Annotated in this window: 25 protein-coding genes; 9 read left to right on the forward strand and 16 right to left on the reverse strand. The window is 28.6% G+C overall.

All coding sequences use genetic code 11. The features are described 5' to 3' along the window. Positions 1-62 precede the first annotated feature (62 nt). Positions 63-800, reverse strand: a complete 738-nt coding sequence (dapB, locus tag AVBRAN12640_RS02030) for a 4-hydroxy-tetrahydrodipicolinate reductase (protein ID WP_336608649.1) — start codon at positions 798-800, stop codon at positions 63-65. A gap of 4 nt (positions 801-804) precedes the next feature. Next, positions 805-1113, reverse strand: a complete 309-nt coding sequence (trxA, locus tag AVBRAN12640_RS02035; RefSeq protein ID WP_214117217.1) for a thioredoxin — start codon at positions 1111-1113, stop codon at positions 805-807. A gap of 104 nt (positions 1114-1217) precedes the next feature. On the opposite strand from trxA, the gene AVBRAN12640_RS02040 reads away from it, so the two are divergent. From AVBRAN12640_RS02040 to AVBRAN12640_RS02060, 5 genes are read left to right on the forward strand one after another with little or no spacing between them, the layout of a single operon-like run. Continuing rightward, positions 1218-1490, forward strand: a complete 273-nt coding sequence (locus AVBRAN12640_RS02040) for a NifU family protein (protein WP_214117289.1) — start codon at positions 1218-1220, stop codon at positions 1488-1490. Then, a complete protein-coding gene (locus AVBRAN12640_RS02045) occupies positions 1487-2827 on the forward strand; it encodes a UDP-N-acetylmuramoyl-L-alanyl-D-glutamate--2,6-diaminopimelate ligase (protein ID WP_336608648.1) in 1341 nt (446 codons plus the stop codon). The genes AVBRAN12640_RS02040 and AVBRAN12640_RS02045 overlap by 4 nt, the downstream gene beginning before the upstream one ends. Next, on the forward strand, positions 2820-3122 hold the full coding sequence (locus AVBRAN12640_RS02050) for a YbaB/EbfC family nucleoid-associated protein (RefSeq protein ID WP_214117222.1): 303 nt from the start codon (positions 2820-2822) through the stop codon (positions 3120-3122). The genes AVBRAN12640_RS02045 and AVBRAN12640_RS02050 overlap by 8 nt, the downstream gene beginning before the upstream one ends. Then, positions 3119-4159: a DUF7488 domain-containing protein gene (locus tag AVBRAN12640_RS02055; RefSeq protein ID WP_336608647.1), complete on the forward strand. Its 1041-nt coding sequence runs from the start codon at positions 3119-3121 to the stop codon at positions 4157-4159. The genes AVBRAN12640_RS02050 and AVBRAN12640_RS02055 overlap by 4 nt, the downstream gene beginning before the upstream one ends. Beyond that, positions 4160-6004 carry a transketolase family protein gene (locus AVBRAN12640_RS02060; protein ID WP_336608646.1) on the forward strand — a complete coding sequence of 615 codons (1845 nt, stop codon included), beginning with the start codon at positions 4160-4162 and terminating at the stop codon, positions 6002-6004. Positions 6005-6123: 119 nt separating this feature from the next. On the opposite strand, the gene AVBRAN12640_RS02065 is transcribed toward AVBRAN12640_RS02060, so the two are convergent. The 9 genes from AVBRAN12640_RS02065 to ccoG form a co-directional block, all read right to left on the reverse strand. Continuing rightward, positions 6124-7059, reverse strand: coding sequence for an asparaginase (locus AVBRAN12640_RS02065; protein WP_214149791.1), 936 nt, complete (start codon positions 7057-7059; stop codon positions 6124-6126). Then, positions 7052-8053 (reverse strand): uroporphyrinogen decarboxylase, encoded by a 1002-nt coding sequence (gene hemE, locus AVBRAN12640_RS02070; protein ID WP_214117230.1) that lies wholly within the window; start codon positions 8051-8053, stop codon positions 7052-7054. The genes AVBRAN12640_RS02065 and hemE overlap by 8 nt, the downstream gene beginning before the upstream one ends. Before the next feature lie 9 nt (positions 8054-8062). Beyond that, positions 8063-8581: a YqhA family protein gene (locus AVBRAN12640_RS02075; RefSeq protein WP_336608645.1), complete on the reverse strand. Its 519-nt coding sequence runs from the start codon at positions 8579-8581 to the stop codon at positions 8063-8065. Further along, entirely contained in the window at positions 8582-9541 is a 960-nt protein-coding gene (gene ribD, locus AVBRAN12640_RS02080; RefSeq protein WP_214117234.1) for a bifunctional diaminohydroxyphosphoribosylaminopyrimidine deaminase/5-amino-6-(5-phosphoribosylamino)uracil reductase RibD, read from the reverse strand. It lies immediately after the preceding gene. A gap of 7 nt (positions 9542-9548) precedes the next feature. Then, positions 9549-10889, reverse strand: coding sequence for a TolC family protein (locus AVBRAN12640_RS02085; protein ID WP_214117236.1), 1341 nt, complete (start codon positions 10887-10889; stop codon positions 9549-9551). Continuing rightward, complete coding sequence (locus tag AVBRAN12640_RS02090) at positions 10882-14025, reverse strand: efflux RND transporter permease subunit (protein WP_336608643.1); 3144 nt, start codon at positions 14023-14025, stop codon at positions 10882-10884. The genes AVBRAN12640_RS02085 and AVBRAN12640_RS02090 overlap by 8 nt, the downstream gene beginning before the upstream one ends. Next, positions 14025-15164, reverse strand: a complete 1140-nt coding sequence (locus AVBRAN12640_RS02095) for an efflux RND transporter periplasmic adaptor subunit (RefSeq protein ID WP_214117241.1) — start codon at positions 15162-15164, stop codon at positions 14025-14027. Before AVBRAN12640_RS02095 ends, AVBRAN12640_RS02090 begins: the two co-directional genes overlap by 1 nt. Before the next feature lie 65 nt (positions 15165-15229). Beyond that, positions 15230-15823: a TetR/AcrR family transcriptional regulator gene (locus tag AVBRAN12640_RS02100; RefSeq protein WP_214117243.1), complete on the reverse strand. Its 594-nt coding sequence runs from the start codon at positions 15821-15823 to the stop codon at positions 15230-15232. Then, a complete protein-coding gene (gene ccoG, locus AVBRAN12640_RS02105; RefSeq protein ID WP_214117245.1) occupies positions 15802-17139 on the reverse strand; it encodes a cytochrome c oxidase accessory protein CcoG in 1338 nt (445 codons plus the stop codon). Before ccoG ends, AVBRAN12640_RS02100 begins: the two co-directional genes overlap by 22 nt. A gap of 150 nt (positions 17140-17289) precedes the next feature. Between ccoG and rpsU the strand changes: the two genes are divergently transcribed. Genes rpsU through AVBRAN12640_RS02125 form a run of 4 tightly spaced genes read left to right on the forward strand, consistent with a single transcriptional unit; the run spans position 17290 to position 19001 of the window. Beyond that, complete coding sequence (gene rpsU / locus AVBRAN12640_RS02110; RefSeq protein WP_214117291.1) at positions 17290-17502, forward strand: 30S ribosomal protein S21; 213 nt, start codon at positions 17290-17292, stop codon at positions 17500-17502. 34 nt (positions 17503-17536) lie between these two features. Then, positions 17537-17953 (forward strand): helix-turn-helix domain-containing protein, encoded by a 417-nt coding sequence (locus AVBRAN12640_RS02115; protein ID WP_214117248.1) that lies wholly within the window; start codon positions 17537-17539, stop codon positions 17951-17953. Between the two features lie 8 nt (positions 17954-17961). Beyond that, positions 17962-18525, forward strand: coding sequence for a UPF0323 family lipoprotein (locus tag AVBRAN12640_RS02120; protein WP_214117251.1), 564 nt, complete (start codon positions 17962-17964; stop codon positions 18523-18525). Beyond that, positions 18525-19001: a methylated-DNA--[protein]-cysteine S-methyltransferase gene (locus AVBRAN12640_RS02125; protein ID WP_214117253.1), complete on the forward strand. Its 477-nt coding sequence runs from the start codon at positions 18525-18527 to the stop codon at positions 18999-19001. The genes AVBRAN12640_RS02120 and AVBRAN12640_RS02125 overlap by 1 nt, the downstream gene beginning before the upstream one ends. Before the next feature lie 83 nt (positions 19002-19084). Here the strand turns inward: AVBRAN12640_RS02125 and AVBRAN12640_RS02130 are convergent, their stop codons facing one another. From AVBRAN12640_RS02130 to AVBRAN12640_RS02150, 5 genes are all read right to left on the reverse strand, one after another. Further along, positions 19085-20215, reverse strand: a complete 1131-nt coding sequence (locus AVBRAN12640_RS02130) for a PrpF domain-containing protein (RefSeq protein ID WP_214142578.1) — start codon at positions 20213-20215, stop codon at positions 19085-19087. Positions 20216-20226: 11 nt separating this feature from the next. Further along, positions 20227-21303, reverse strand: a complete 1077-nt coding sequence (locus tag AVBRAN12640_RS02135) for a PrpF domain-containing protein (protein WP_336607334.1) — start codon at positions 21301-21303, stop codon at positions 20227-20229. A gap of 2 nt (positions 21304-21305) precedes the next feature. Further along, positions 21306-22163, reverse strand: coding sequence for an isocitrate lyase/PEP mutase family protein (locus AVBRAN12640_RS02140; RefSeq protein ID WP_214119946.1), 858 nt, complete (start codon positions 22161-22163; stop codon positions 21306-21308). A 108-nt stretch (positions 22164-22271) separates the two neighbouring features. Beyond that, positions 22272-23606 carry a branched-chain amino acid transport system II carrier protein gene (brnQ, locus tag AVBRAN12640_RS02145; protein WP_336608642.1) on the reverse strand — a complete coding sequence of 445 codons (1335 nt, stop codon included), beginning with the start codon at positions 23604-23606 and terminating at the stop codon, positions 22272-22274. Positions 23607-23624: 18 nt separating this feature from the next. Then, entirely contained in the window at positions 23625-25862 is a 2238-nt protein-coding gene (locus AVBRAN12640_RS02150; protein WP_336608641.1) for a DNA translocase FtsK, read from the reverse strand. Positions 25863-25868: the final 6 nt, after the last annotated feature.

Consider the following 25868-nt stretch of genomic DNA (forward strand, 5'->3'; position numbering starts at 1 on the left):
TTATTAAGCAATACTAATTGTCAATTTTATAAGCAATCTTAAAAATAAAATATGTTTTATAATTACTTATTTAATAATTCACCTACAAAATCACTCATAGAATAATTTTTATTCTCTTTAGTAATAAGCCATTTTGCTACATTAATAGCACCTTTAGCAAATATTGCTCTAGAATTTGCATTATGAATTAATTCTATACTTTCATCATCTCCATAAAATCCAACACTATGATACCCTGCAACGCTTCCACCTCTAAGGCTTACTAAACCTATTTCGTTATCTTCTCTTTTGCCTTCTCTATTAAAGCAAATCTTATGCTCTTTATTTAAAGCTTTATTTCTAGCTTCAAGTGCATTTTTTGCTAATGTTAGAGCTGTTCCACTAGGAGCATCAACTTTATGCTTATGATGTTTTTCATAAATTTCTATATCAAATTCTTTTAAAGCAAGTGCAGCAATTTTCGTAAGTTCATTTAATATTGCAACACCCAATGAAGTATTAGAAGCCCAAAAAAACTTACCTTCATAAGTTTTAGCTTTTTTAAAATATTCATCTTTAAGCCCAGTAGTTCCAACAACTAAAGCTGGTGGATTATCTAATAAGCTAGCTTTTTCAAGTAACTCAACACTAGCAGCAGGAGTAGAAAAATCTATTATAACATTAGCTTTAAAAAGCTCATTATAATCATTATTTTCCTTAGTAAAAGAATATACTAAATCAATATTCTCATCAGCCAAAGCTAGTTTTACTAGCTCCTTACCCATTCTACCATTTGCCCCAAATACTGCTAGATTTATCATTTTATTATAATAGTGAGTTTAATTTATCAGCTAAAGCTTGTTTTGCTTGAGCACCAATTACCGTATCAACTATTTCGCCATTTTTGAAAAATAACATAGTAGGAACTGAGCGAATTCCAAACTCAGCAGCTAATTCTTCACAATCATCAATATTAACCTTAGCCACTAATGCTTTACCTTCAAATTCATTTGCTAATTCTTCAATAGCAGGTGCAAGCATTCTGCAAGGTCCACACCATGGTGCCCAAAAATCTACTAAAGCAACGCCTTTTTTAGCTAAATTAATATTTTCACTTGTTAATTCTTTTGCCATTTTATTCTCCTAAAAAAATATTTGTAAATAAAAATTATCATCTAACTTAGTTAATGAATATTTATTTTATTAAAGCACAATAACACAAATTACAATAAGGAAAAATTATGATATTTAGTGATGAAGAATTAATTGAACCTTGTTTAAATGTCCTAAAATCAAAGCTTCACATACTTCATAATGATGGTGGCGATTTGGAGTTTTTGGGTGTTAAAAACGGGGTTGTTTATATAAAATTACTTGGTGCTTGTCATGGTTGTGCTGCTGCAAATACCACTTTAAAATTAGGGCTTGAAAGGGCTTTAAAAGAACAAATTGATAGCAATATTTCGTTAATAAATCTTGAAGGTGGAAAGGAAGCTTTTGAAAAACTATGAAAGTTAATTTAGATAATTCTTACATAACAGATAATTCAAATGAATGTGAAAAAGGTTGTTATTTTTTACTAACCAATTCAAATTCCAAATACGAAAACGATGCAAAATCTAAAGGTGCTTTAGTAATTAACGAAGCAAAAGCAAGAGAACTTTTAAAAATCGATGAAAATATAAAAATTATAGGTATAACAGGCACAAATGGTAAAACCACTACCGCTGCTGCAATTTATTCTATATTGCTTGATTTAGGTAAAAAAGTATTTTTATGTGGAACTCGTGGGGCATTTTGTAATGATAAAAAAGTTGCGGCAAAATCTTTAACAACAGGATTTTTATTAGAATTATTATCGTATTTACAAATTGCAACTTTAAATAATTGCGAATATTTTGTAATGGAAGTAAGCTCTCACGCAATTGCACAAAATCGCTGTGGAGATATGAAATTCACTGCTAAAATCTATACTAATTTAACTCAAGACCATTTAGACTTTCACGAAACTTTTGAAAATTATGCAAATTGTAAAGCAAGTTTTTTTCAAGATGAATGCTTAAAAATAATAAATCAAGATGCTTATAAATTTTCTTATAATGTAAAAGGTGCTATTACTTATGGTATAGAAAATCCTGCTTTATATAGTGTAAAAGCTTATACATTAATTGATGGTATTGAAGCAGTTTTTGCTGTTAAAAATGAGCTTTATGAGATTAGCTCTTCTTTAAAAGGATTATTTAATATCTATAATCTTCTTGCAGCTTTTGCTTGTGTTAATGAATTAGTAAAACCTAATAAAGATGATTTAACTAATGCTATTGCTAATTATGCAGGGGTAATGGGAAGAATGCAAAGCATTCCTAATAAATATAATAAAGAAATAATAGTAGATTTTGCCCATACTCCAGATGGAATTGCTAATGTGCTAGAAGCAATGAAGCATAAAGAATTAATAGTAGTATTAGGCGCAGGTGGTAATCGCGATAAAAGTAAAAGAACTCCTATGGCAAAAATAGCTAGTCATTATGCAAAAACTTTATTTTTAACAAGTGATAATCCAAGAGATGAAGAACCTATTGCTATTCTTAAAGATATGATAGATGGCTTAAGCGAAAACGAATTAAAAAATATAAATATTGTAATTGATAGAAGATTAGCAATTTATAAAGCACTTTTAGCTCAAAATAAAAATGAATGTGTTATGATTTTAGGTAAAGGTGATGAAGATTACCAAGAAATAAAAGGTGTAAAATATCCATTTTTAGATGAAAAAGTAGCACTTGAATGCTTAGATGAAATACACAATTATGAAGAAAAAATTAGATTGAAAGGTGAATATGTTTAAAGATTTTGATTTTTCTAAAATGCAAGAAATGTTGCAAGATGTCCAAAATAAAGCTAAAGAATTTGAAAACGAATTAGCAAATAAAGAATTTGTAGCAAAAAGTGGTGCTGGAATGGTAGAAGTTAAAGTAAATGGCAAATTTCAAGTAATTGATATAAAAATAGATGATGAATTATTAAAAGACAAATCATCTATGCAAATATTATTAATTTCTGCACTAAATGAAGCTTTAGAAAGTGCAAGTTCAAGTACAAAAAATGCTGCGGCTGATATGTTTTTTAAGGCAGGAAAATGAGAAAACTTGCATTATCTTTAATGTTAGTAGCGACCTTATTTGGCGTAGAGCGACCTACATTTGATGATTATTTAGCATGTTATGAAAAAAATAAAGCAAGTATGTTAAATTACGAAGGCTTACCTGCTTTTGTGTTAGATGAAAATCTTTTAGCTGTAGTAAAATTACCTGATACAAAATTAAATTCATACATTAAATACGACCCATTTTTAAATCTTTATTTAGTAAGGACTGATTTTTCTTTAATAAAGCCAATCACAGATGATGAAACAACAAGAACTAGAAATGATTGGCTAGGAATTATTGATGCTAAAAAAGAGTATATAGGACATTTAAAATATCTAGCTCAAGGTTTATTTGAAAGAGATAAGCTTGATTTTAATACAAAAATTGGTTTATTAAATTCTCCTTGTTGCAAGGTTTTGGGTATTAGTTTATTAAATGGAGAATTCATAGGCAATCGCTATTTAAATCATTTTAAAAAATATAATGATGTTTATTGGGGCGATATTGGTGCTACATTTACTCAAAGAGGGGATAGATATTTTGTAAATGGTATTACTTTTAATAGCAACTTAAGATTAAATGATGAAATCTTAAGCATAGATGATAAGCCTATAGAATCACTTAGGGCATTAAATGAAAGAATACTTTTTGCAGAAAATCAAAGCACTATTTATTTAAAAGTTTTAAGAGATAATGAAGAAATTAATATAAGCTCTGTTGTAAGTCCTAAAATATATGAACAACCAGTATTTACAACAAAAAAAGCAATTGTTAAAAAACAGATTTCAAATTCTTTAGGAATAACTTTAGATAATAATCTAAATGTAATAGGAATTTCAAATAAAAATTTAGGCTTTAAGCTAAAAGATAAAATCCTAAGAGTAAATAATGTAATAGTAAATACTAAAGCAGATTTTAATAAACAAATTCAACAAAGCGGTGTTTTAAATATATTAATTCAAAGATATATTAAAGACGAGAATAAAAACGGGGATTTTCAATTCTTTATAACAATTAACAAAGGAAAATAAATGTTAGAAAAAATGTCAAATAATTTAAGATTTTTAAGTGTAGATATGATTAATCGTGCAAATAGTGGTCATCCAGGCGTAGCAATGGGGCTTAGTGATATTTTAGCAGTGCTTAGCACAAAAATTAATCTAAATACAAAAAATCATATAAATCGTGATAGATTAGTATTTTCAGGCGGACACGCAAGTTCTTTAATATATTCGTTTTTACATTTAAGTGGATTTAATTTAAGTCTTGATGAGCTTAAAAATTTTCGCCAATTAGGCTCACTTGCAGCAGGGCATCCTGAGATTAAAACTCACGGAGTAGAAATAGATACAGGCCCACTTGGTCAAGGTATTGCAAATGCTGTTGGTTTTGCAATGGCAGCAAAATTTGCTAGTAGCAAACTAAATAATTCGTTAAATCATAAAATATACTGCCTTTGTGGAGATGGGGATTTGCAAGAAGGAATTAGCTATGAGGCTTGTTCTTTAGCAAATGTTCATAATTTAAATAACTTAGTATTAATTTATGATAGTAACGAAATTAGTATTGAAGGCGATGTAAAACAAGCATTTCGTGATGATATAAAGGCTAGATTTAGTAGTGTTGGCTTTGATGTTTATACTATTGATGGGCATAATTTTGATGAAATTAGCAAGGCTTTAGAAATGACTAAAAATGCTGAGCGTCCAAGTATTATCATAGCTAAAACCAAGATTGGAAAAGGTGCTTGTGAATTAGAAGGAAGCGAGAAAACTCACGGCTCACCACTAGGTGCTGAACTAGCTTTAAAAGCTAAAAAAGCAGCTAATTGGAATGAAGAAGAGTTTTATATAGATAGCGAAGCTAAAAATGGCTTTGAGAAAATGTGTAAAAGAAGTGATGAGTATTTTGCAAGTTGGGATAAAGCAAATAAATTTAATGATGAACAATTAGAATTTATAGCTTATTTAGAAGGCAAAAAAGATTTAAATGTAGATTTTTCTAAACTTGATTTAAGTAAAAATTACGCTACAAGAGATAGCAACCACGCTTGTCTAAACGAAATAGCAAAACAAATTCCTACATTTTTAGGTGGTTCAGCAGACTTAGCACCATCAAATAAAACTTATCTAAAAGATTATGCAGATATTAGAAATGGTGGTAAAAATATAGCTTTTGGCATTCGTGAGCATGCAATGGGTGCAATTATAAATGCAATGGCAAGATATGGTTTGCATCCGTTTTGTGCTACATTTTTAGTATTTAGTGATTATTTAAAGCCTTCAATAAGATTAGCGGCTTTAATGAATTTGAAAGCATTTTTTGTATTTTCACACGATAGCATAGGAGTAGGAGAAGATGGTCCAACTCATCAACCAATTGAGCAAATCAGCACTCTTAGAAATATTCCTAATTTATACACTTTCCGTCCTGCTGATATGGCTGAAAATATAGCTTGTTGGCAAGTGGCTTTAAAGCTAAATAATCCAAGTGCATTCACGCTTAGTCGCTCAGCACTTCCAAGCTTAAATACAAGTATTCCTGATATTAGCAAGGGAGCTTATTTTATAAAATATAGCGATAATGCAGAAGCTACAATAATTGCAAGTGGTAGTGAGGTTTCACTTGCACTTGAAGTTGCAAAAGATAAAAATATAAATGTATTAAGTATGCCTTGCTTTGAATTATTTGATAAAGAATTTGATAAATCTTTATTAAAAGGCAAGATTATCGGAATAGAAGCTGCAAGGTCTTATGAATTATATAAATACTGCGATGAGCTTTTCATAATGGATAGTTTTGGTGCTAGTGGTAAAGAAAAGGATGTATTTAAATATTTTGGATTTGATGCAGAAAAAATAAAAGAAAAACTATAAGTTTAAAGGCAATTTATTTGCCTTTAAATCAATTCTTCTATTTGTAATTTATAAAGATAAGCACTAATTAATAAAAATCTAATTTTAGCACTACAGAACTAAAGGCAATTTATTTACCTTTAAATCAATTCTTCAATCATACCTTTTATATTTGCAATTCCTAAAGATAAAGCACTAATTAATAAAGCTCTAGCCTTAACATCACTTAAATATTCACTCATAATTACACCATTTTTAATCAAATCAACTTCAGCTCCAGCATAAGCATAGGTTCTAAGACCTGCTTTACCACTTTCACATCTACTTGTCATAATTATTGGAATATTTGCTTTTTGAATAATTGGCATAGCTCTAGCCATTACATGCCCTGCTCCATAGCCACTAATTACCAAACCATCATAATTATTTAAAGCATATTCAAGCATATCATTGTCAAAATCAAGGCACATTTTTAGTAAGGCTACTTTTTTAGTAATTTCTTTTAAAGGCTTTAGTTTTAGCCTTTTATAATTATTATTAAATAAATAAAACCTACCTTCTTTAATCTCTCCAACCAAGCCACGATTAAAACTTGTAAAAGTTTCAAGACTAAATGAATTGCTTTTATGGATAAATTGTGCTGAATGAACACTATCATTTAATACACAAAGCACACCTAAACCCCTTGCTAACTCACTATTTGCTAGAGTAATTGCATTGCTAATATTAGCTAGATAATCACTTCCTAACTCGCTAGGATTTTTCATAGCACCTGTAAAAATTAGTGGCTCATCTAAATCCCAAAATAAATTACAAAAAAACGAACTTTCTTCTAAAGTATCAGTTCCTTGAGTAATAATTACAGCACGAGAGCCTTTTTTAATCTCTTCTTTTGCAAGATTTAAAACTTCAATTAACATTGAAAAAGTTATATTTGGACTTGAGATATTGCTAAAAGTTATTGCATTAATGTCTTTAAATGAACTTGTTAAATCATCAGCATTTAGGCTAGGAATTGCTCCTTCGCCTAAATTACGCATAGAAATTGTCCCGCCAAGAGATATTAAACTAAGCATTTCTTACACAATCTATTAAATATCTTACATTTTCTACTGGAATATCAGGTAAAATTCCATGCCCTAAATTAAATATATGAGCCTTATCTTTTGTAAGTTCTTTTATAATTTCAACGCCTTCTTTTATAGCTTTTTTGCTATAAAGTCTGCAAGGCTCAAGATTTCCTTGTAATACATAAGGAGTTTTTGCTGCTACTTGAAGTGGAGTGCTCCAATCAACACCTAAAACATCAATTTTTGCATCCAAGCATTCAATAAAACCACCTACTCCTTTAGGAAAAGCAATTATTGCAATATGTGGGTATTTTGTCTTTAAATAACTTGCTAAATCTTGAATATATTTCCAAGCAAATTCCAAATAAGCACTAGGCTCAAGCGCATTAGCCCAGCTATCAAAAATCTGAATAGCATTAGCACCTGCTTTTATTTGATTTTCACAGTATTCTTTTAAAACTTCAGTAATTTTTGCTAATAATTTATGTGCTAAGGCTGGATTTTCATAAATCATTCTTTTGCTTTTTGCATAAGTTTTAGAGCCTTTTCCTTCTATCATATATGTTGCTAAAGTCCAAGGAGCACCACAAAATCCTATTAAAGCTTTATTTGAAGCTAATTTTTCACGAGTTAATTTTATAGCGTCATAAACATAAGTTAATTTATTAGCTGCATTTATATTTAATTTTTCTACATCAATTTCACTTGATATTATCTCATCAAAAACAGGACCTTCACCTGCTTCAAATCTAAGTGGTAAGCCCATCTCAAGTGGCACTACTAAAATATCTGAAAATATAATAGCCGCATCAAAATCTAGTATATCCACTGGTTGAAGCGTAACTTCACTAGCTAATTTATAATCCTTACAAAGACTTAAAAAATCTCCTGCTCTAGCACGAGTAGCCTTGTATTCAGCTAGATATCTACCTGCTTGACGCATCATCCAAATAGGCATAACATCACTTTTTTTTCCAAAACAAGTATCTATAAATATCATCTTTGCTCCTTAGTGTTCTTTAGATTTATTATCACTTTTATGTAAAGCCCATAATCCAAGGCAAATACACATAATACCGATTGCTAAATAAAGCATATCCATACTTGAGCTAAATTTTAAATTAAGTGCGTGTTGGAAAAAATTAACAACTAAAACCATAATAATAACTTTACCAAGCTTATCTTTTAGCTCATCTAAACTATGAACTTCTAAAACCTTGCTTTGTTTGTATTGTTTAAATTCTTCAACATCGCTTATAAATAATTCATATATTCCAAAAGAAAATATATAAAAAACTAAAGCCATTAAATATAAATCAACAGCTCCAACTATAGTGCTTACAGCTTCTTCGTGAATGTCAATATCAGCACCTAAAAAATAATAAGTATATGTAACTTTTATGACCTTATACACATCAAAACTAGCAATAAAAAATAATATAAAAGCACCTAAAAGACCAAAAATAACAGGCAAGATTGTAATAAACCTAGAATTTACTAGGAATTTTTCAAAATATTTTTCTAACATTTATTCCCTTATTTCATAAAATCCGAATTGTTGATATTCGTGTGGTTTATTATAAAAATCTTTTGTAGTACTTTGATAAATAGGACTTAAACTTAACTTAAAGTTATTTGAATTTTTATAAGTAGAATTACTTTGTTGTAAAAACAACCAATCTATTTGATTTTTGAAAAGCTCTAAGGCATTAAACCCGCCTTCAATCATTACAAATTTAATATTTTGCTCTTGCAATTCATCTTTTAATTTTAAAGGATTTTTACCAAAAATAATTTCTCTATTAGTTTTAAAAATATTTAGTGATTTAAAATTAGAATTTAAATCTTGAAAATATTTTGAAAATACTAATAAATTAGGTGCTTTTTTGCTAGTAGAATATCTAGCATCAAGCATAGGATTATCAAGTCTTAAAGTATTGCCACAAATTATTAAATAATCTATATTGGTTCTAATTTCGTGAAAATATGTCCTTAAATACTCATTACTAATACTACCTTCATTGTTATAATTTAGATTAATTGCTAATTTAAATAAAACAAAAGGCTTATTATCTAGCCAGAATTTGAATGGAGCAATTAGTTTATCGCATTCATCTTGTAAAATCCCAAGATTTACTTTAATTCCAGCTTGTCTTAATTCATTTATACCATTTTGAGAACTATCACTTGAGCCTATATTTACTTCTTTAACTTTATATTTTATTAATAATTCATGACAAGGTGGAGTGCGACCTTGCTTACTGCAAGGCTCTAAAGTTACATAAAATACACTATCTTTTAAAGCATCTTTTCCATATTTTTCTAAGATTTCATTCACACATAATCTTTCTGCGTGAAATGTTCCTGCTTTTTGGTGTGCTTTAATACTTAAAATCTTGCCGTATTTATCTAATACTAGACAACCTACGGCAGGATTTGGATAAGTTAAGAATTGATATTTCCAAGCCTCTTTTAAGGCTAGGTTCATATAAAAATCACTTCCTAAATTCAAGTTTTTTAACTCCAATAGCTTTATAAGCATCAATTCCTGCAGTTATCTTGCCTAATTTTAAATCAATTTGCTCTATTAAGCTATTTTGTAAAGCTCTTTCGCTATCTAAGAATTCTAAAAAGCTGATTTCTCCTTCATTAAATTTAAGCTTATTAAACTCATAAATTTCTTCTTCTAGTTTTACTATTTCATCATAATCTCTTAATTTAACTTCGGCATTATTATATTTTAAAATAGCATCTTCTATTTCTTTTAACGCAGTTTTTACTACTTTTTCATAGCCTAATACTGCATTATCTTGAGCTAAATTTGCTCTAATTACTTGCTCATCAACATCACCTAAATTAAATAAAGGTTGTAACAAACTAGCAGTAATTGAACCAACAGGGTCAGAAAATACATTATGTGTATCTCCACTCCAACTAACACCAGCACCTATTGTAAAGGTTGGAAAAAAGCTATCCCAAGCAATTTTTGCATTATTATGAGCTATTTTTACATCTAAAATTGCTTTTGCTATATCAGGACGATTTGTCATAACAGAGCTTGGTATAGTAGCTGGCATAACAAAATCTTCTATTAAGTTATTAGCAAATTTAATTGGTTCTTTTTCTTGATTTAATCCATAAACTAAAATATCTAAAGAATTAATATATAAATCTCTTTCTAATTTTAAACTTCTTAATTTAGTTTGATTTAGAGTAAATTGTTCTTTAGTTTGTAAAAGAACTGATTTTGTAATAAAGCCTAATTTATATTGCTCTTCTTTTAATTTTAAAGTTTTTTCATAGCTATTTATAAAGTCTTCTAAAATTTCTATTTTTTTATTAGTTGCTACAACTTGATAATAAAGTTTTGCAATACTAAATCCAATAGTTTGATAAGTATTTTCTACATCAAATTCGCTAATATTAGCACTATAAATAGCATTATCTTTAGCCTTACCAAATTTATTTAATAAATCTATTTCATAAGATAAATTAAGACCTAAAGAATGCCCGTAAGTTGGCTTTTGGTGTTTAATTAATCTCTCATTTGCATTAATGCCAAGATTAATGCTAGGCTCTCTTTTAATCCCAACACTTACTAAATTTGATTCAGCTATTAAAAGATTATTAATAGCTATTTTAACATCTTCATTATTTTCCATAGCAATCTCAATCAAGCGATTAAGATTTTCATCTTTGCCTAAGCTTCTCCAATCTTTAATTTCAAATTTAGTATTATTATCTAAATTATTTGGAGTTTTAAGCTCATAATTATTAACACTAGAGCAAGCAGCTAAAAATAAAGCTGCGATTGCTGATATTAAAAGCTTATTCATTAATTTGCTTTCCTTTCTTTTTAAAAACCTTATCATTTAAACTCTCTAGTAAATAGAAAAATAAAGGCACAAATAAAATAGATATACTAGAAGCTATAATAATACCACCAACTAGCCCTGTGCTAAGTGAGTGTCTAGCAGCACTACCTGAACCTTCACTAAATACTAAAGGTAAAATACCAAAACCAAACGCTAAAGAAGTCATAATAATAGGTCTAAATCTAAGTTTTGCCGCCTTTATAGCTGCATCATAAGTGCTTAAGCCGTGTTTATATTTTTCTTCCATAGCAAATTCAACAATTAATATAGCATTTTTTGCACTAAGACCAATTAACAATAATAAACCTATTTGAAAATATATGTCATTTTGCATACCCCTTAAATAAGTTGCTGCTAAACTTCCAAATACTGCAAAAGGAACTGCCGTAATTACTGCAAGTGGCATTAACCATCTTTCATATTGAGCTGCAAGTATTAAAAATACAAATACCATACCTAATGCAAATGCAGTAGAACCACTACCACTAGCATTTACTTCCTCATAAGAACTTCCTGCCCAAGCATAAGAATATTCATCTTTATTCATAGTTTCATTAAATACTTCAACTATAGCATTAATAGCATCTCCACTAGTATATCCTGGAGCTGGAGAAGCTGTAACTTTTGCAGCTGGGAAAAGGTTAAATCTAGTTACTGAAAACGCTGCTACACTTGGCTTAATATCAACAACACTAGCTAAAGATATGCTTTTGCCTTCACTATTTTTAACATAAATGTTTTCAAGACTTGTTCTTTTATTTCTAAATTCTTCATCGCCTCTTACATTTACTTGGAAATTTTTACCTAAAGCAGTAAAATCATTCACATAAACAGAACCAAAAATTAAATTTAAATTTGAATATATATCACTTAAACTAAGCCCTAAAATTTTAGCTTTTTTCTCATCAACACTTACTTTTAACTCAGGATAATCAGTATTTAAAGTCGTTCTTGCTTGAGTTAATTCAAGTCTTTTTGATGCTGCTGCAAGTAAAGTATCTATATCTTTTTTAATTTCTTCATAACTTTTACCTGATTTATTTTGCACATACATTTCAAATCCGCCTGTTAAAGAAAGCCCCATAATCGGTGGTGGATTTAAGAAAAATGCAAAACCATCAGGGTCAAGCCACATATTTTTCATCCAAGTATTAGCTAAATTTTCACTATCTCCATTAATACCTAAATCTTTTCTATCTTTATAATCTTTTAATGTAATAAATGAAATTCCAGCACTTGGAGAAAGAGCTGAACTCTCTACATCAAATCCATTTAAAGAAATCATACTTTCTACTGCAGGATTATTCTTAACCATATCATAGATTTTATTATTAAAGGCTAGAGTTTTATCTAGGTTGCTAGAAGATTTTAATTGTGATAAAACCAATACAGCACCCTTATCTTCGCTAGGAACAAGAGAGCTAGGAATAATTTTTAGTAAGGCAAAAATTCCATAAAAGAATATAGCAACCACTATTAAACTTGGAATTACATGTCTTAAAACTTTTGCAACTGCACTACCAAAAATATTAATACTCCAATCAAAAAAGTCATTAAATTTTTTAACTAAATAAAAAGGCTTATCTTCATGGTCTTTTAATAATATACCGCATAATGCAGGAGTTAGCGTTAATGCAACAAAACCTGAAATACAAACAGAAATTACAAGAGTAATTGCAAATTGTCTTTGAATTTGCCCTACAAATCCATCTAAAAATGATACAGGAATAAATACCGCACTTAATACTAAAACGATAGAAATTACAGGTCCGGTTACTTCATCCATTGCCATTTTAGTAGCTGCTTTTACATCTTTTGTAATACCACTTCTAAACACACGCTCAACATTTTCTACAACAACAATAGCATCATCAACAACAATGCCGATTGCTAAAACTAAAGCAAATAATGTAATAAGATTGATTGTAAAACCAAAAACATAAAGGAAAGCAAAAGTTCCAAGTAAAGAAACCGGCACAGCAATTAATGGAATAATAGTTGCACGAAGGTTTTTTAAGAACATATACATAACTATTAAAACAAGTAAAATAGCTTCAACAAATGTTTGAACAACTTCGCTTATACTATCTTTTACGAAATCAGTAGTATCATAAGGCATACTATAAGCAACACCACTTGGGAAGAATTTGCTTAGCTCTTCTAATTTTTCTTGCACAGCTTTAGCTACTGCTATAGCATTTGCACCTGATTTTAAATTAATCATCATAGGAACCATTTTTTTACCATTATTAAGTCCGGCAAAACCATAGTTTTTAGTTCCTATCTCTACTCTTGCTATATCTTTTAAATATAAAATATTTCCATTTGGAAGTGCTTTTATTATGATATTTTCAAAATCACTTACCTTACTAAGCTTACCTTTAGCGCTCATTGTATAAACAAATGGACTAATTTCTTTCATAGGTAAATCGCCTATTGTTCCTGTTGGATATTGTGAGTTTTGTTCTCTTATAGCTGCACTTACAACAGCTGGATTTAAATCATATTTATTAAGCTTTTCTGAATCAAGCCAAATTCTCATAGAATAATCTTTAGCTCCAATTACTTCAGCACTACCAATACCTTCTAATCTCTTTAACTCTTCAGCCACATTTAATGTAGCATAGTTACTTAGATAAGTTTCATCACGGCTATCATCAGGAGAATAAAACGAAACAACAGCTAAAATATTTGAGCTAGTTTCATCAACACTAACACCTAATTTTTTAACTTCTTCAGGCATTTTTGCTTGAACGCTTTGAACTTTATTATTAACATCAATTAATGCTTTTGATGGGTCTTTTCCAACCTTAAAATAAACATTTAAAAACATCAAACCACTTGAACTTGAGCTTGAAGTTATATAAATCATATCTTCAACACCATTAATTGCGTCTTCAAGAATACTTGCTACATTTTGAGAAAGCGTAGCTGCATCAACGCCAGAATAATTAGCAGTTACCCTAACCGTTGGAGATGTTACATTAGGATATTCTTCAATAGGCAAACCCTTCATTCCTAAAATACCAGCAATAGTAATTATAATTGAAACAACTATCGCAAATACTGGTCTATATATAAAAAACTTAGAAAACATTATTGTTCCTTAGTCTGCTCTTTAGGAGCTTGCTTTTGCATCATCGCACCAAATTCTGCCTTAGTTGCTATTTTTGCGCCAGGATAAATCTTTTTATAATTATTTAAAATCAATTCATCATCAACTTTTAAATCACTTGTTTTTGCATCAATTACGGCAATTTTCTCATCATCAAAAATTGTTTTAACATGAATTTGTTTTGTTATATTTTTGTCTTTAACAAATACATAATATCCATCAATATCTTGTAATAAATTTTCTCTACTAATTACAAAAGAATCATTTTGCATAATATTGCTTAGTTTAAGACTAACAAAGGTTCCTGCACTTAATTCTTGATTAGTATTTTCAAAAACCGCATAAGCTTTAGTACTTGCTAATTCATTATAATTTGATATAAACTCAACTTTACCTTCATAAGTCTTACCATTTAAAGTAAAATTAGCTTTTGCACTTTTTAAATCATTATTATTTCTTTTAATTTGTTCCATATTTGTATCTGATATAAAAAATGTAGCTTTTAAAGTATTTTGATCTACAATTTTTACTAATTGAGTATTATTTGCATTAGCATAGCTTCCAGCATCAACTAACGAAGCTTGCACATATCCATCAAATGGAGCTTTTACATTAGTATAATCATAGTTTAATTTAGCTATCTTATAAGATGCGTTAGCTCTATCTAAACTAGCTTTTGCACTTTTAAATGCCGCTTCTTTTGCATCAAATTCTTTTTGGCTAACTGCTTTTTTAGCATATAAGTCTTTAGTTCTATTATAATCAGTATTAGCATTTTCATAGTTTGCTTTAGCAACACCAACATCAGCTAACGCTAAATCCAAACTAGCTTTATATTGCTCATCATCAATCTTATATAAAATTGTTCCTTGTTTTACAAAATCGCCATCTTTAAATAATATTTTTTTAATCTCGCCCGATACTTTTGGCAAAACTACTACATCTTTATTAGCTTCTAATTTCGCTGCATATTGATAATAAATTTCAGCATTTTCTAAACTTACTTTTTTAATATCTACAATAGAAGGTGGCATTTCTTGCTGCTTTTGCTCTACCTTGTCATTGCAAGCTGTAAATAATAATAAGCTAGCAACGAAACTTAATTTAATAAGTCTTTTCATAAATCTTCCTTGTTGTAATTTTAAATTTTAAAGATGTAATTATAATTACATTTAAGTTAATGAAATTAACGCAAAGCCCTTAAAAATAAGATATTTACATTTTTTACATGCTCACTTAATTCATCTTTTGTAAAGATTTCTTTAGAGTTAAAAATCAAATCAAAAATCTTATTACTTCTAATCATAGAGCAGTATAAATTAGCTAAATTATAAGCACTTATTTCATTTAGAATTTCTTTTTTGATTTTTTTCTCAAATACTTCACATAAAAATCTAATTATTACATCTTTATCTGCTTTTGCACATTCTTGTTTAAAATTAATATCTTGATAAGTTCTCTCAAGAACTAATCTTAAAAATTTTGCATTATCTTCGCCTATAAAAAAATTACAATATTCATTACCAAATACATTTAAAAAATCTGGTAAATCCAAGTTGGCTTTTGAAGAAATCATAATTTTTAAATTCTCTAACCTAGTTTCTGCCCTAAATTTTAAAGCCTTTAAAAATAAATTATTTTTATTTTCAAATTTTTTATATATCGTCGCAAGAGAACCGCCAGTTACTTTAACAATATCGTTTAAACTTGTATTTTCGTAGCCCTTTTCTAAAAATAGTTCAAGGGCTACTTTTAAAATTATTTCTTCTTTTCCTTCCATTTTTTCTCCTTAGGATATATAAATATTGTATCCTTTATGGTAAATATTTTATCATCATCTAAGGCATAAGCTCTTATATTAATATGCTTATGATGTTTTTTAACTTTCTTAAGCTCACTTCTTAAAATAACAATTTGTTTTAATTTCTCACCAGCTTTAACTCTAAAATCTTTTTTAGGTTTTAAAATACTAATATCATCATCTAATATTTCTAAATAAAATCTATGGTCTTGCTTGCTAGTATTGTGAAATAATATAACATAGGCATTATCAACATAATTTTCATCTTTATTTATTGTATATAATTCAGTAGTTCTATTTATATTCATAAGCATAGTTTCTTTGCTACCAGCCGTTAAAACTAACCCAATAAACATAGCACACAATACAACTATATAAACAATAGTTCTAAATCTAAAGAATTTAAGTTTTTCTTTAGTTTTTATTTCTTTTGTGCTAGACCAAGATATTAATGATGGTCTATTAAATCTTGCTTGAACATTTGAACAAGCATCAGCACATTCAAGACAATTTATACAATCAAGTTGCATTCCTTTTCTAATATCTATATGAGTTGGACATATTTTTACACAGGCTTCACAAGCTATACATTCTCCGCCTATTGGTTTTTTTATAATTTTTTCTCCATCTTTATAAATAATTCCGCCACGACTTTCATCATATATAACACTTTTTGTGTCGTTATCAAACATAACGCTTTGAATTCTTGCATAAGGACAAATATAAGCACAAAAATTCTCTTTAATAAAAGTAATATCAAATGTTATAAATAAAGATAAGCATAAAACAATTCCAAATAAAAGTAAGTGTTCATTAAAATGGTCAAGATAAGTAAAGAAATCTTCAGGTGGAACAAAATACCATAAAAAATTACTTGCAGCAATTAAGCTAATTGGATAAAACACAATAACACTTGCAATTCTTGCAAATATTTTATTTCTTGGTTTATTTTGTTTATTTTTTCTGCCACTATAAATTCTAAATAATTTAGTTTGTATTAAATCTCTAAAAATTATTCTAAATATAGTTTGAGGACAGCCCCAAGCACACCAAACTCTACCAAGTAAATTTGTAATAAAAAAAATAAATACAAACATCATAATTAATAAAAATGGCATTAAATACAACTCGTTTGTATTAAAAGATATGAAAAATAAATCTAATTTTTGTTTATCAAAACTAAGCAAAAATAAATGATTACCATTTATTCTAATAAATGGAATAATAAAAATAATACAGGTAAGTAAAACATAAAATGTAGTCCGCTTTTTAAAATAATTTGTAATATTTCCCATTACGTTCTCCTTAATTTTAACTTAATTTGTAATTTTAAGATAATTTTAGTCTTTAAAAATTAAGAATAGTAAATTAAAAAATATTTTGTTTATTAACAATTTTTTTATAAATTAGCACTTTTAATTTTACAACGAAAGGAAGTGATTGCCGTGCCAGGGATTAAAGTTCATAATAACGAATCTTTTGACGAGGCTTATCGCAAATTCAAAAAGCAAACTGATCGTAACCTAATCGTAACAGAAGTTAGAGCAAGACGCTTTTTTGAACCTATGACTGAAATTCGCAAAAAACAAAAAATTTCAGCTAGAAAAAAAATGCTAAAACGCCTATATATGTTAAGACATTACGAAGCAAAGCTTTAATAAAAAGGGGTTATCCCCTTTTTAAAGGTTAGAAATGAAACTCTTAGTAAAAGACGCCGCAAAATACTTAAATATCAGCAAAGAAGCTATTTATAATAGAATTAGAAGAGGCACTTTAAAATCAATAAAAGAAGATAATAAAACCTATGTTTTAATAGAACCAGAACAAAATAGTTTAGCTATTAAAGATGAGCTATTAGAACAAATAAAAATCTTAAAACTAAGCAACGAAGAATTAAAAAAAGAAAACGAAGAATTAAAAAATAAAATAAATCTACCAGTAATTATAAAAGCAAAATGGATTTTAATAGATGAATATTTATTAAGATTTAAGAAAAAAAAGCGTGAAAAAATAAAAAAATATCTCATATCAAGGCTTTTTAAAAGTAAAAAAATAAAACTAGAAAACAATCAAGTATTTATAAGAAACAAAAAATTATCAAAGATTTAGGAGGAAAAATGTTTAAGAATTTAAATAACTTAACTTACAAAGCGTCTTTAACTGCAATTGTAGCTGGTTCATTATTAAGTGCTTGTGGTGGTGAAGAGCAACAACAAGCTAAAGGCTCATTTTTAATAATAGAAGAATATGCTCCTAAACAATACAGAATTAAAGATGAATTTCCAAGTGATGAAACAAGAGTAGTTCTAAAAGAATTAAATGGAAATGAAAGAGTATTAAGCAAGGCTGAGATGGATGAGCTAATAAAAGCTGAAAATGCAAAAATAGAAGCAAATCAAAGCTCATTAACAAATGAAAGTATTGGCTCAAATCATTCATTAGGCGAAGTTTTGCTAAGCTCTGTAGCAGGTGCAATCATTGGCTCTTGGATAGGCAATAAGTTATTTAATAATTCACATTTTAATGCAAACAAAGCTACGCATTATCAAAACCCAAGCACATATCAAAGAAGTGTAAATAGCTTTAAAAGCACACCTAGTGCAGGAGCTTCAAAAAGTAGTGGATTTTTTAAAAGCCAAAGCACAAGTGGTGCTAGTAGTTCTGGTAGTTTTGGCTCTTAATGTATATTGAAATTATAAAATTTAAAAACTTTATAGTTTTAATAAAAGCTAATGATGAGTATTTGATTTCAGTTGATATTACAAATCTTGCTACTTTAAAAGAAAAACCAAATCAAATAACTTCATTAGTAAAATCTGAACTTTTAAAGTATTTTAAGGGAGAAGATTTTGATTTTACAAATATAAAACTTAATCTTGATAAATTTTCTACTTTTACAAAAGAAGTTTTAAATGAACTTAAAAATATACCTTATGCAAACACTATAACTTATAAAGAATTAGCATATAGAATAAATTCTAAAGCCTATCGTGCAGTAGGAACTGCATTATCAAAAAACCCTTATTTAATAATACTACCTTGCCATAGAGTAATTCGCTCTGATGAAAGTCTAGGAAGATTTACTTGTGAAGTGTCTAATATGAAAGAGTTTTTAAATAAACACGAAAAAAATAATATCAAACCAAATAATTTTTAAAGTATTTTATAAGCCATTATTAATTTATAAAATACTTAATCCTAATTTAAATTCCAAAAAGGAATTTAAATTAGAAATTTAACTTAATAATCTTTTCTAGTAAATACATAGCCTTGCATTAAGCATCTTGCAGTCCTAATCACACTCACACTATCATTATCAATAAATCCCGTAATTGTCCCACTTGGATGAGCTATTACTAATTCATTAGAAAAGCTACTTAAATGCTCATTAATTAATGTGCCTTGTGTCTTTGCTGCCATTGAAATACATACCGTTCCTGTAACTGCAATTGATGGGTGTGGGCGTTGCATACTCATCATTCTAACGCATACATTTATATCATTTTTTGATATTTTAGCACCACTTGTGCTAGTGTAATCTTGCACGAAATCAACCAAACAAGCTTTAGGCACTGATGGATTTTTTGCTGTTGCTTCTTCTTTTTTTGCTAAGCCAATTAGCTCACTTGCTATACTTCTTACTTCTTCAATTTTATCAAGCTCGTTTTGAGAAATTTCATCATACATATTGCCACTTAATAAATCTTTAGCTCTCATAAACACAAGCGCTGCTCCAGCATCTACTATACTAATTTCAATATTGCCAAAACTTGTATTTACAACTTGTTTTGCAGAATTTGTAGGCAATAATCCTTTATTCATAGAGCCTTCAGGATTAATAAAACCTAATTTAATTTCACTAGCTGTATTTGGCACTCCTGCTATTTTAGTATCTCCTGCTGGTTCAAAACTCTTTAAATCATCGCTTAATTTAAATCTAGCCTTTAAATATTTATTTGTATTGGTATTTAAAATCCTAACACAAATTATTTTATTTTCTAAATCACACTCATCTTTTATAATGATTTTTTCATACATTTTAGAATCATTTAAATCAATCAAACCCAAATCATAAGCAAAAGCACCAACGCATGAGCTAATATTTCCACAATTACTATTAAAATCAACCATTTCTTTATCAATATTTACTTGAGCGAAAGTATAAGTTAATTCATTATTTTTAATATCAACTATAGCTACTTTTGAAGTTACTGACGCAGCACCACCAATTCCATCAATTTGCTTTGTAGCAGTTCCCATAACATCAGCTAAAAACTCGCCCCATTTAACTCTTGCTGGCATATCTTTTTCATAAAAACAAGCAGCTTTAGATGTGCCACCTCTATAAATACTACATTTAAATTTCTTCATATTTTCTCCTTTTAATTAATGTAAATAAATCCGTCCATTATTCTTCTTGCACTTCTTTTAAGTCCAACACCTATGATTTTACCACTTTCTATCTCTACGCTAACATCTACTACGCCTAAAAAATGTTTGATTTTTACATCTTGAATACCATTTTGTATCATAGTTAAACCACTAAGCTCATTTGCTAAAGTGCCATTTTCTAATGCTGCAACGGCTAAATTATATAATCCACTAGCAGGCGAGCTTTTGTGAAGATTTCTAAGGCTTAAAACCCTAATTCCTATATCAAATTCACTTTTATCATCAGATTTAAAAAGTGCTGCTATTTTTGGTATAGCTTGATTGTTTTCTAAATCATTTTCATCTTTAGCAAAACCTAATTTAATAGCATAAAAATCTCTTAATTTGTTTAAATCTTCAATAGCTTTTAAAGCACTAAAATCATTATAATTTAAATTAAAATCTAAATCAAATTCCCTTGCATCAACATATAAAAATGGATTTATTAAATCAAGTAAAGTAGCTCTATAACCATTAAAATTGCTAATTTTTCCTAATGGATATTTAAGTCCTGTTTGTTCAGCCCCTGCATTTTTAATAAAAACATCAGCTAGCTCACAACCACCAAAAACTCCTTGCATAATACTAGAACCTTTTTCTACAAATTCTCCATCTTTAATCTTAGCTTTAAATTCAATAATTTTTTTAATATTTGTATTGTAAATTCTAACACATACATTGCTTGCAAACCTATCAAAACTAAATAATTTTTCATTAATAGCATAAGCTCCAACAGCAGCTATTAAATTCCCGCAAGTGCCCTTATTATCTATACTATCTTTCATAACCCCAGCTTGAAAGAATTCCCACTCAATATCATAATTTTTATTATTTACACTTTTTACAACGCATATTTTATTGGTTGATGATATAGAACCACCTAGCCCATCAATAGCGTTTTGGTTATGACAATCAATGGATTTTTTAAATATATCAGCCCAAGTGCTTTTATCTTTAGGCAAGTCATTTGCGTTAAATATTAGCCCCCTACTCGTGCCACCCCTATAAACACTGCATTTAATTTTCATAATTATCCTTTAAATTTATTTTCTATATCCATCCACTTATCAAATTCACATATTCTATTTCTTTCTTTCATAGAAATCATTAAATGTTCTGCATTATCTGTTCTGCCTGTAGTTTTTAGATGATTTAACAAATCATTCATACCTTTAATAGCAGCTTTTAAAGTAGCATTTGCATAAAGAACTATATTAAAGCCCATTTTTTGTAATTCATCATTGCTCAATATCGGAGTTTTGCCACCTTCTACCATATTTGCAATATGATAAGCTTTTACTAATTTAGGAAGACTTGCCATTTGTTCTATGCTAGTAGGAGCTTCTATAAATAATATATCAGCTCCACTTTCTAAATACGCATTAGCTCTATTAATAGCATCATCAAAACCATTAACAGCAATTGCGTCTGTTCTTGCAATTATTAAAGTATCATATTCTAAGGCGTCTTTACAAGCTTTGATTTTCGCACACATTTCATCTTGAGATATTAATTTTTTCCCATCAAAATGCCCGCACCTTTTTGGTAGTTGCTGGTCTTCTATTTGAATTGCTGCTATTTTGTTTTTACTAAATTCTTTTGCTGTTCTATAAACATTTAAAGCATTGCCGTAGCCATTATCTATATCTGCTATTACGGGAAGATTTGTAGCGTCGTTTATTCTCTTTGTATTTTCTAACATTTCATTCATACTAACAAGTCCTATATCAGGAAAACCAAACTGCATATTTGCCATACCTGCTCCTGTAGCATAAACAACTTTAAAACCTGCTAATTCAATAAGTCTTGCATATAAAGCACAAGAAGCTCCTGGTGCTACCAGAATTTCTTGTGAATTAAGTGCTTCTTTTAAAATTTTTGCTTTCATTAGCACTCCTTTTAAAAAATGCTTAATCTTAACACAAAATTTTAATTTTTGATATTAATTGTTAATTAATAAGAAATAAGTGTGTAGAATTGTAACAAGATGATTTAATTAAAAATCATCTTTTTTACTAAAGACATTAATAATATATCCTAATATAAACATAACAATCACAGGTATAACCCAGCCAAGCATAGATGAGTAAAATGGCAACATTTCTAAATATTTAGCTATACCTAAATAAGATAATATTTTTTCATCGTTTATGCTTAAAATTGAGCTGTCAATTGCGTTTAAAATTCCTATAAAAGCCGCAGTATAAACGCTAAATCTATAAATGATTTTGCTCTCATTTATTAAATTATTTATTAAAGATAAAATTATTAAAACTATAGCTATTGGATAAATCGCTATTAATATAGGAACGCTTACTTTTAAAATCTGCGTTAAACCTTGAATTGATAAAACAAAACTAGCAACTACCCAAATAATAACCCAAGTTTTATAAGAAATCTTAGTAACACTACTAAAATAACTAGCACTTGAGCCAATCAAACCAATCGTAGTAGTAAGACAAGCAAGTAAGGCAGTAAATCCTAAAATAAATCTACCAAAACTACCAAATAAATCATCACTAATTAATGATAATAAAATAGCCCCATTACTAGCGTCTTTAAAGGTATTACCATAAACATAGCCTAAATACCCTAAAGCAAAATAAACTATCATTAAAATAATTCCAGAAAATAATCCTGCTTTTATAGTAAGTAATGATAATTGATGTTTATTAGTAACTCCTAATGATTTTAAAGCTCCAACAACGCTAATCCCAAATACTAAAGCAGCAAGCGCATCCATAGTCTGATAGCCTTCTACAAATGCTGTTGCTACTGGGTGGGTAGTGTAATTTTGATTAGGAATGCTAACATTTACTTCTGAATAAATTAAAGTGCATATAAAAAATACTGCTATTAAAATAAGTAAAATCGGTGTTAAATACTTGCCTAATGTATCTAACATAGTGCTAGGATTTAAGCATATATAATAATTAAGTGCAAAATATATAAAACTATAAAAAGCTAAATAATATACATTATATTCATTATCAACAAAAGGTAAAATCATTATTTCATAAGGCATAGTGCTAGCTCTTGGAATTGCTACTAAAGGCCCTATGGTAATATAAATAACTGCTACAAAAATTACTGCAAATGTTACATTTACTCTACTTGCTAATTCTTTTAATGTTCCTGCTTTAGCAACTGCAGCAACGCCTAAAACAGGTAAAGCAACACCTGTTACACAAAAAAACAAAATCGCTAAATAAAAATTATTCCCCGCATCCATTCCTAGTTTTGGTGGCAAAATAAAATTCCCCGCACCAAAAAACATTGCAAACAACATTAATGCTACTACATAAAATTCTTTTTTTCCTATTTTTGTCATATTTCTCCTTAGATTTTTTTATAAAAGACTTCTTACACCTTTTGAATTAGGTTCGCTCAAAATTCCTTGCTTTTCGCACTGCTCTACAATATTAGCAGCTCTATTGTAACCTATATTTAATTGGCGTTGAATATAAGAAATACTAGTTTTTCCACTCTCTTGCATAATTCTTACAGCTTCACTGAATAATTCATCTACACTATCATCATTATTTTTAACATAGGTTTGAGTAAAGCTTGAATCTTGTAAAATACTCTCATCATAATTTGCTTTTTCTTGTTTTTTTAGATGCTCTACTACTCTAATTATCTCTTCTTCACTTGCAAATGGAGCGTGCAATCTTACTATCTGACTTGTTCCTGGTGGAGTAAATAAACTATCTCCACGACCAAGCAAACTCTCAGCTCCTTTAGAATCTAATATAACCTTACTATCAACTCCAGTTCCAACTTTATAGCTTAATCTACTAGGTAAATTTGCCTTAATAAGACCTGTTATTACATCTACACTTGGGCGTTGTGTAGCTACTATTAGATGAATTCCTGCTGCTCTTGCCATTTGAGCTAATCTTGCTATATAAGTTTCTACTTCTTTTCCACTAGTCATTATTAAATCAGCCAGCTCATCAATAATAATTACAATATAAGCAAAAGGCTCAAGTCCTAATTTAGGTGCTTTTTCATTAAAACTCTCAATATTTTTAGTATAAACGCTAGCCATTAATTCATATCGTCTTTCCATCTCTAAAACCATATTTTTTAAAGCTAAAGTTGCTTTTTCTGCTCTTGTAATTACAGGAGTTAATAAGTGCGGAATATCATTATACATTGAAAATTCAAGCATTTTAGGGTCAATCATCAATAACCTTAAAGTCCTTGGGCTATTTTTATATAAAAGACTTAAAATCATAGCATTAATACCTACACTCTTACCACTTCCTGTAGTTCCTGCTATTAATAAATGCGGTAAGCGTTTTAAATCAGTTACAAAAGTATTTCCTACTATATCCTTACCTAAGGCTATTGTTAATTTGCTTTTAGACTTTGAAAATAATTCATCTTCAAAAATAGTTCTAATATTAATTGTTTGAGAAGTTTTATTTGGAATTTCAATCCCTACCACATCTTTTCCTGGAATTGGTGCTTGAATTCTAATACTTGTAGCCTTAAGTGCCATAGCTAAATCATCAGCTAAGCCTGAAATTTTGCTAAGCTTTACATCAGCAGCAGGTCTAAACTCAAATGTAGTAACCACAGGACCCCAATATGTTTTAACCACATCTCCATCAATCTTAAAATGCTTTAATTTTGCTAAAAGCTCGTTTATTTTCTCATCAAGCTCATCTTCATTAATTATTATTTCTGTAGTTACGGCTTTATCTAATAATTCCACACTAGGTAGCTCAAAATCTCTTGGTATTTCAATCGCTCCTAATTCAATATCTTTTAAAATTGCTTTATTTTCTTCAAGCTCATTTAAAATCTCTACTTTTTTGCCTTTTTTAGGGACAAAACTTTGAGAATCTTGCTCATCTACTATCAAAATATCTTGAAAATCATTAGAATTTAAAACAGGAATTTCATTTTGTATTTCTTCGTTTTGCTCTATTGATTTTTCTTCTTTTATTTCGTTTTTAACTATTTTAAAATCATCTTTATTAATGCTATCTTTGTTTATTTTCTGCATTAAAGGCTCTAAAACTATTTTTGGCTCACTAATTATTTTGCCTTGTTCGTTTGTAAAATTAATTTTAGTCTTTTCATCTTCTTTAGGAGTTTTTATTTCATATGATTTTACAAATCTAATATTGCCTAAATCACTTAAAATTTCTTCTTTTGGTTTTGATTTGTCTTCTTTAGGAGTTTTTGTTTCTTTTATGATTTTTTCTTTTTTAATAGGTTTTTCTTTGCTTTTAAAAAGATTTTTGAATTTATCTTTATCTTGTAATTTTGAATAAATATAAGAATGATTAAAATAAATTAAAATAAATACAAGCAAGATAAAAAATACAATATTTACAAAACCTAAAAAGCTAATAATTCCAAAATCAAAAACACTAGAAAAAGGTAAAGATAATATCAAAATACTACAAATTATATTGGCTAATATTTTTAAAGCATATTTAAAAGATTTATATACAAATAAGTAATTTCCTACAAATGCTAATAAAAAAATATAAGAAAGATTTCCAAAACAAATTCTTAAGCCCTTGCTAAAATAAGCACTTGCTAAAAACAATCCATTAGCTTCGGGCAAAAACAG

Source organism: Campylobacter sp. RM12640 (assembly GCF_020137595.1).
Taxonomy (GTDB): domain Bacteria; phylum Campylobacterota; class Campylobacteria; order Campylobacterales; family Campylobacteraceae; genus Campylobacter_E.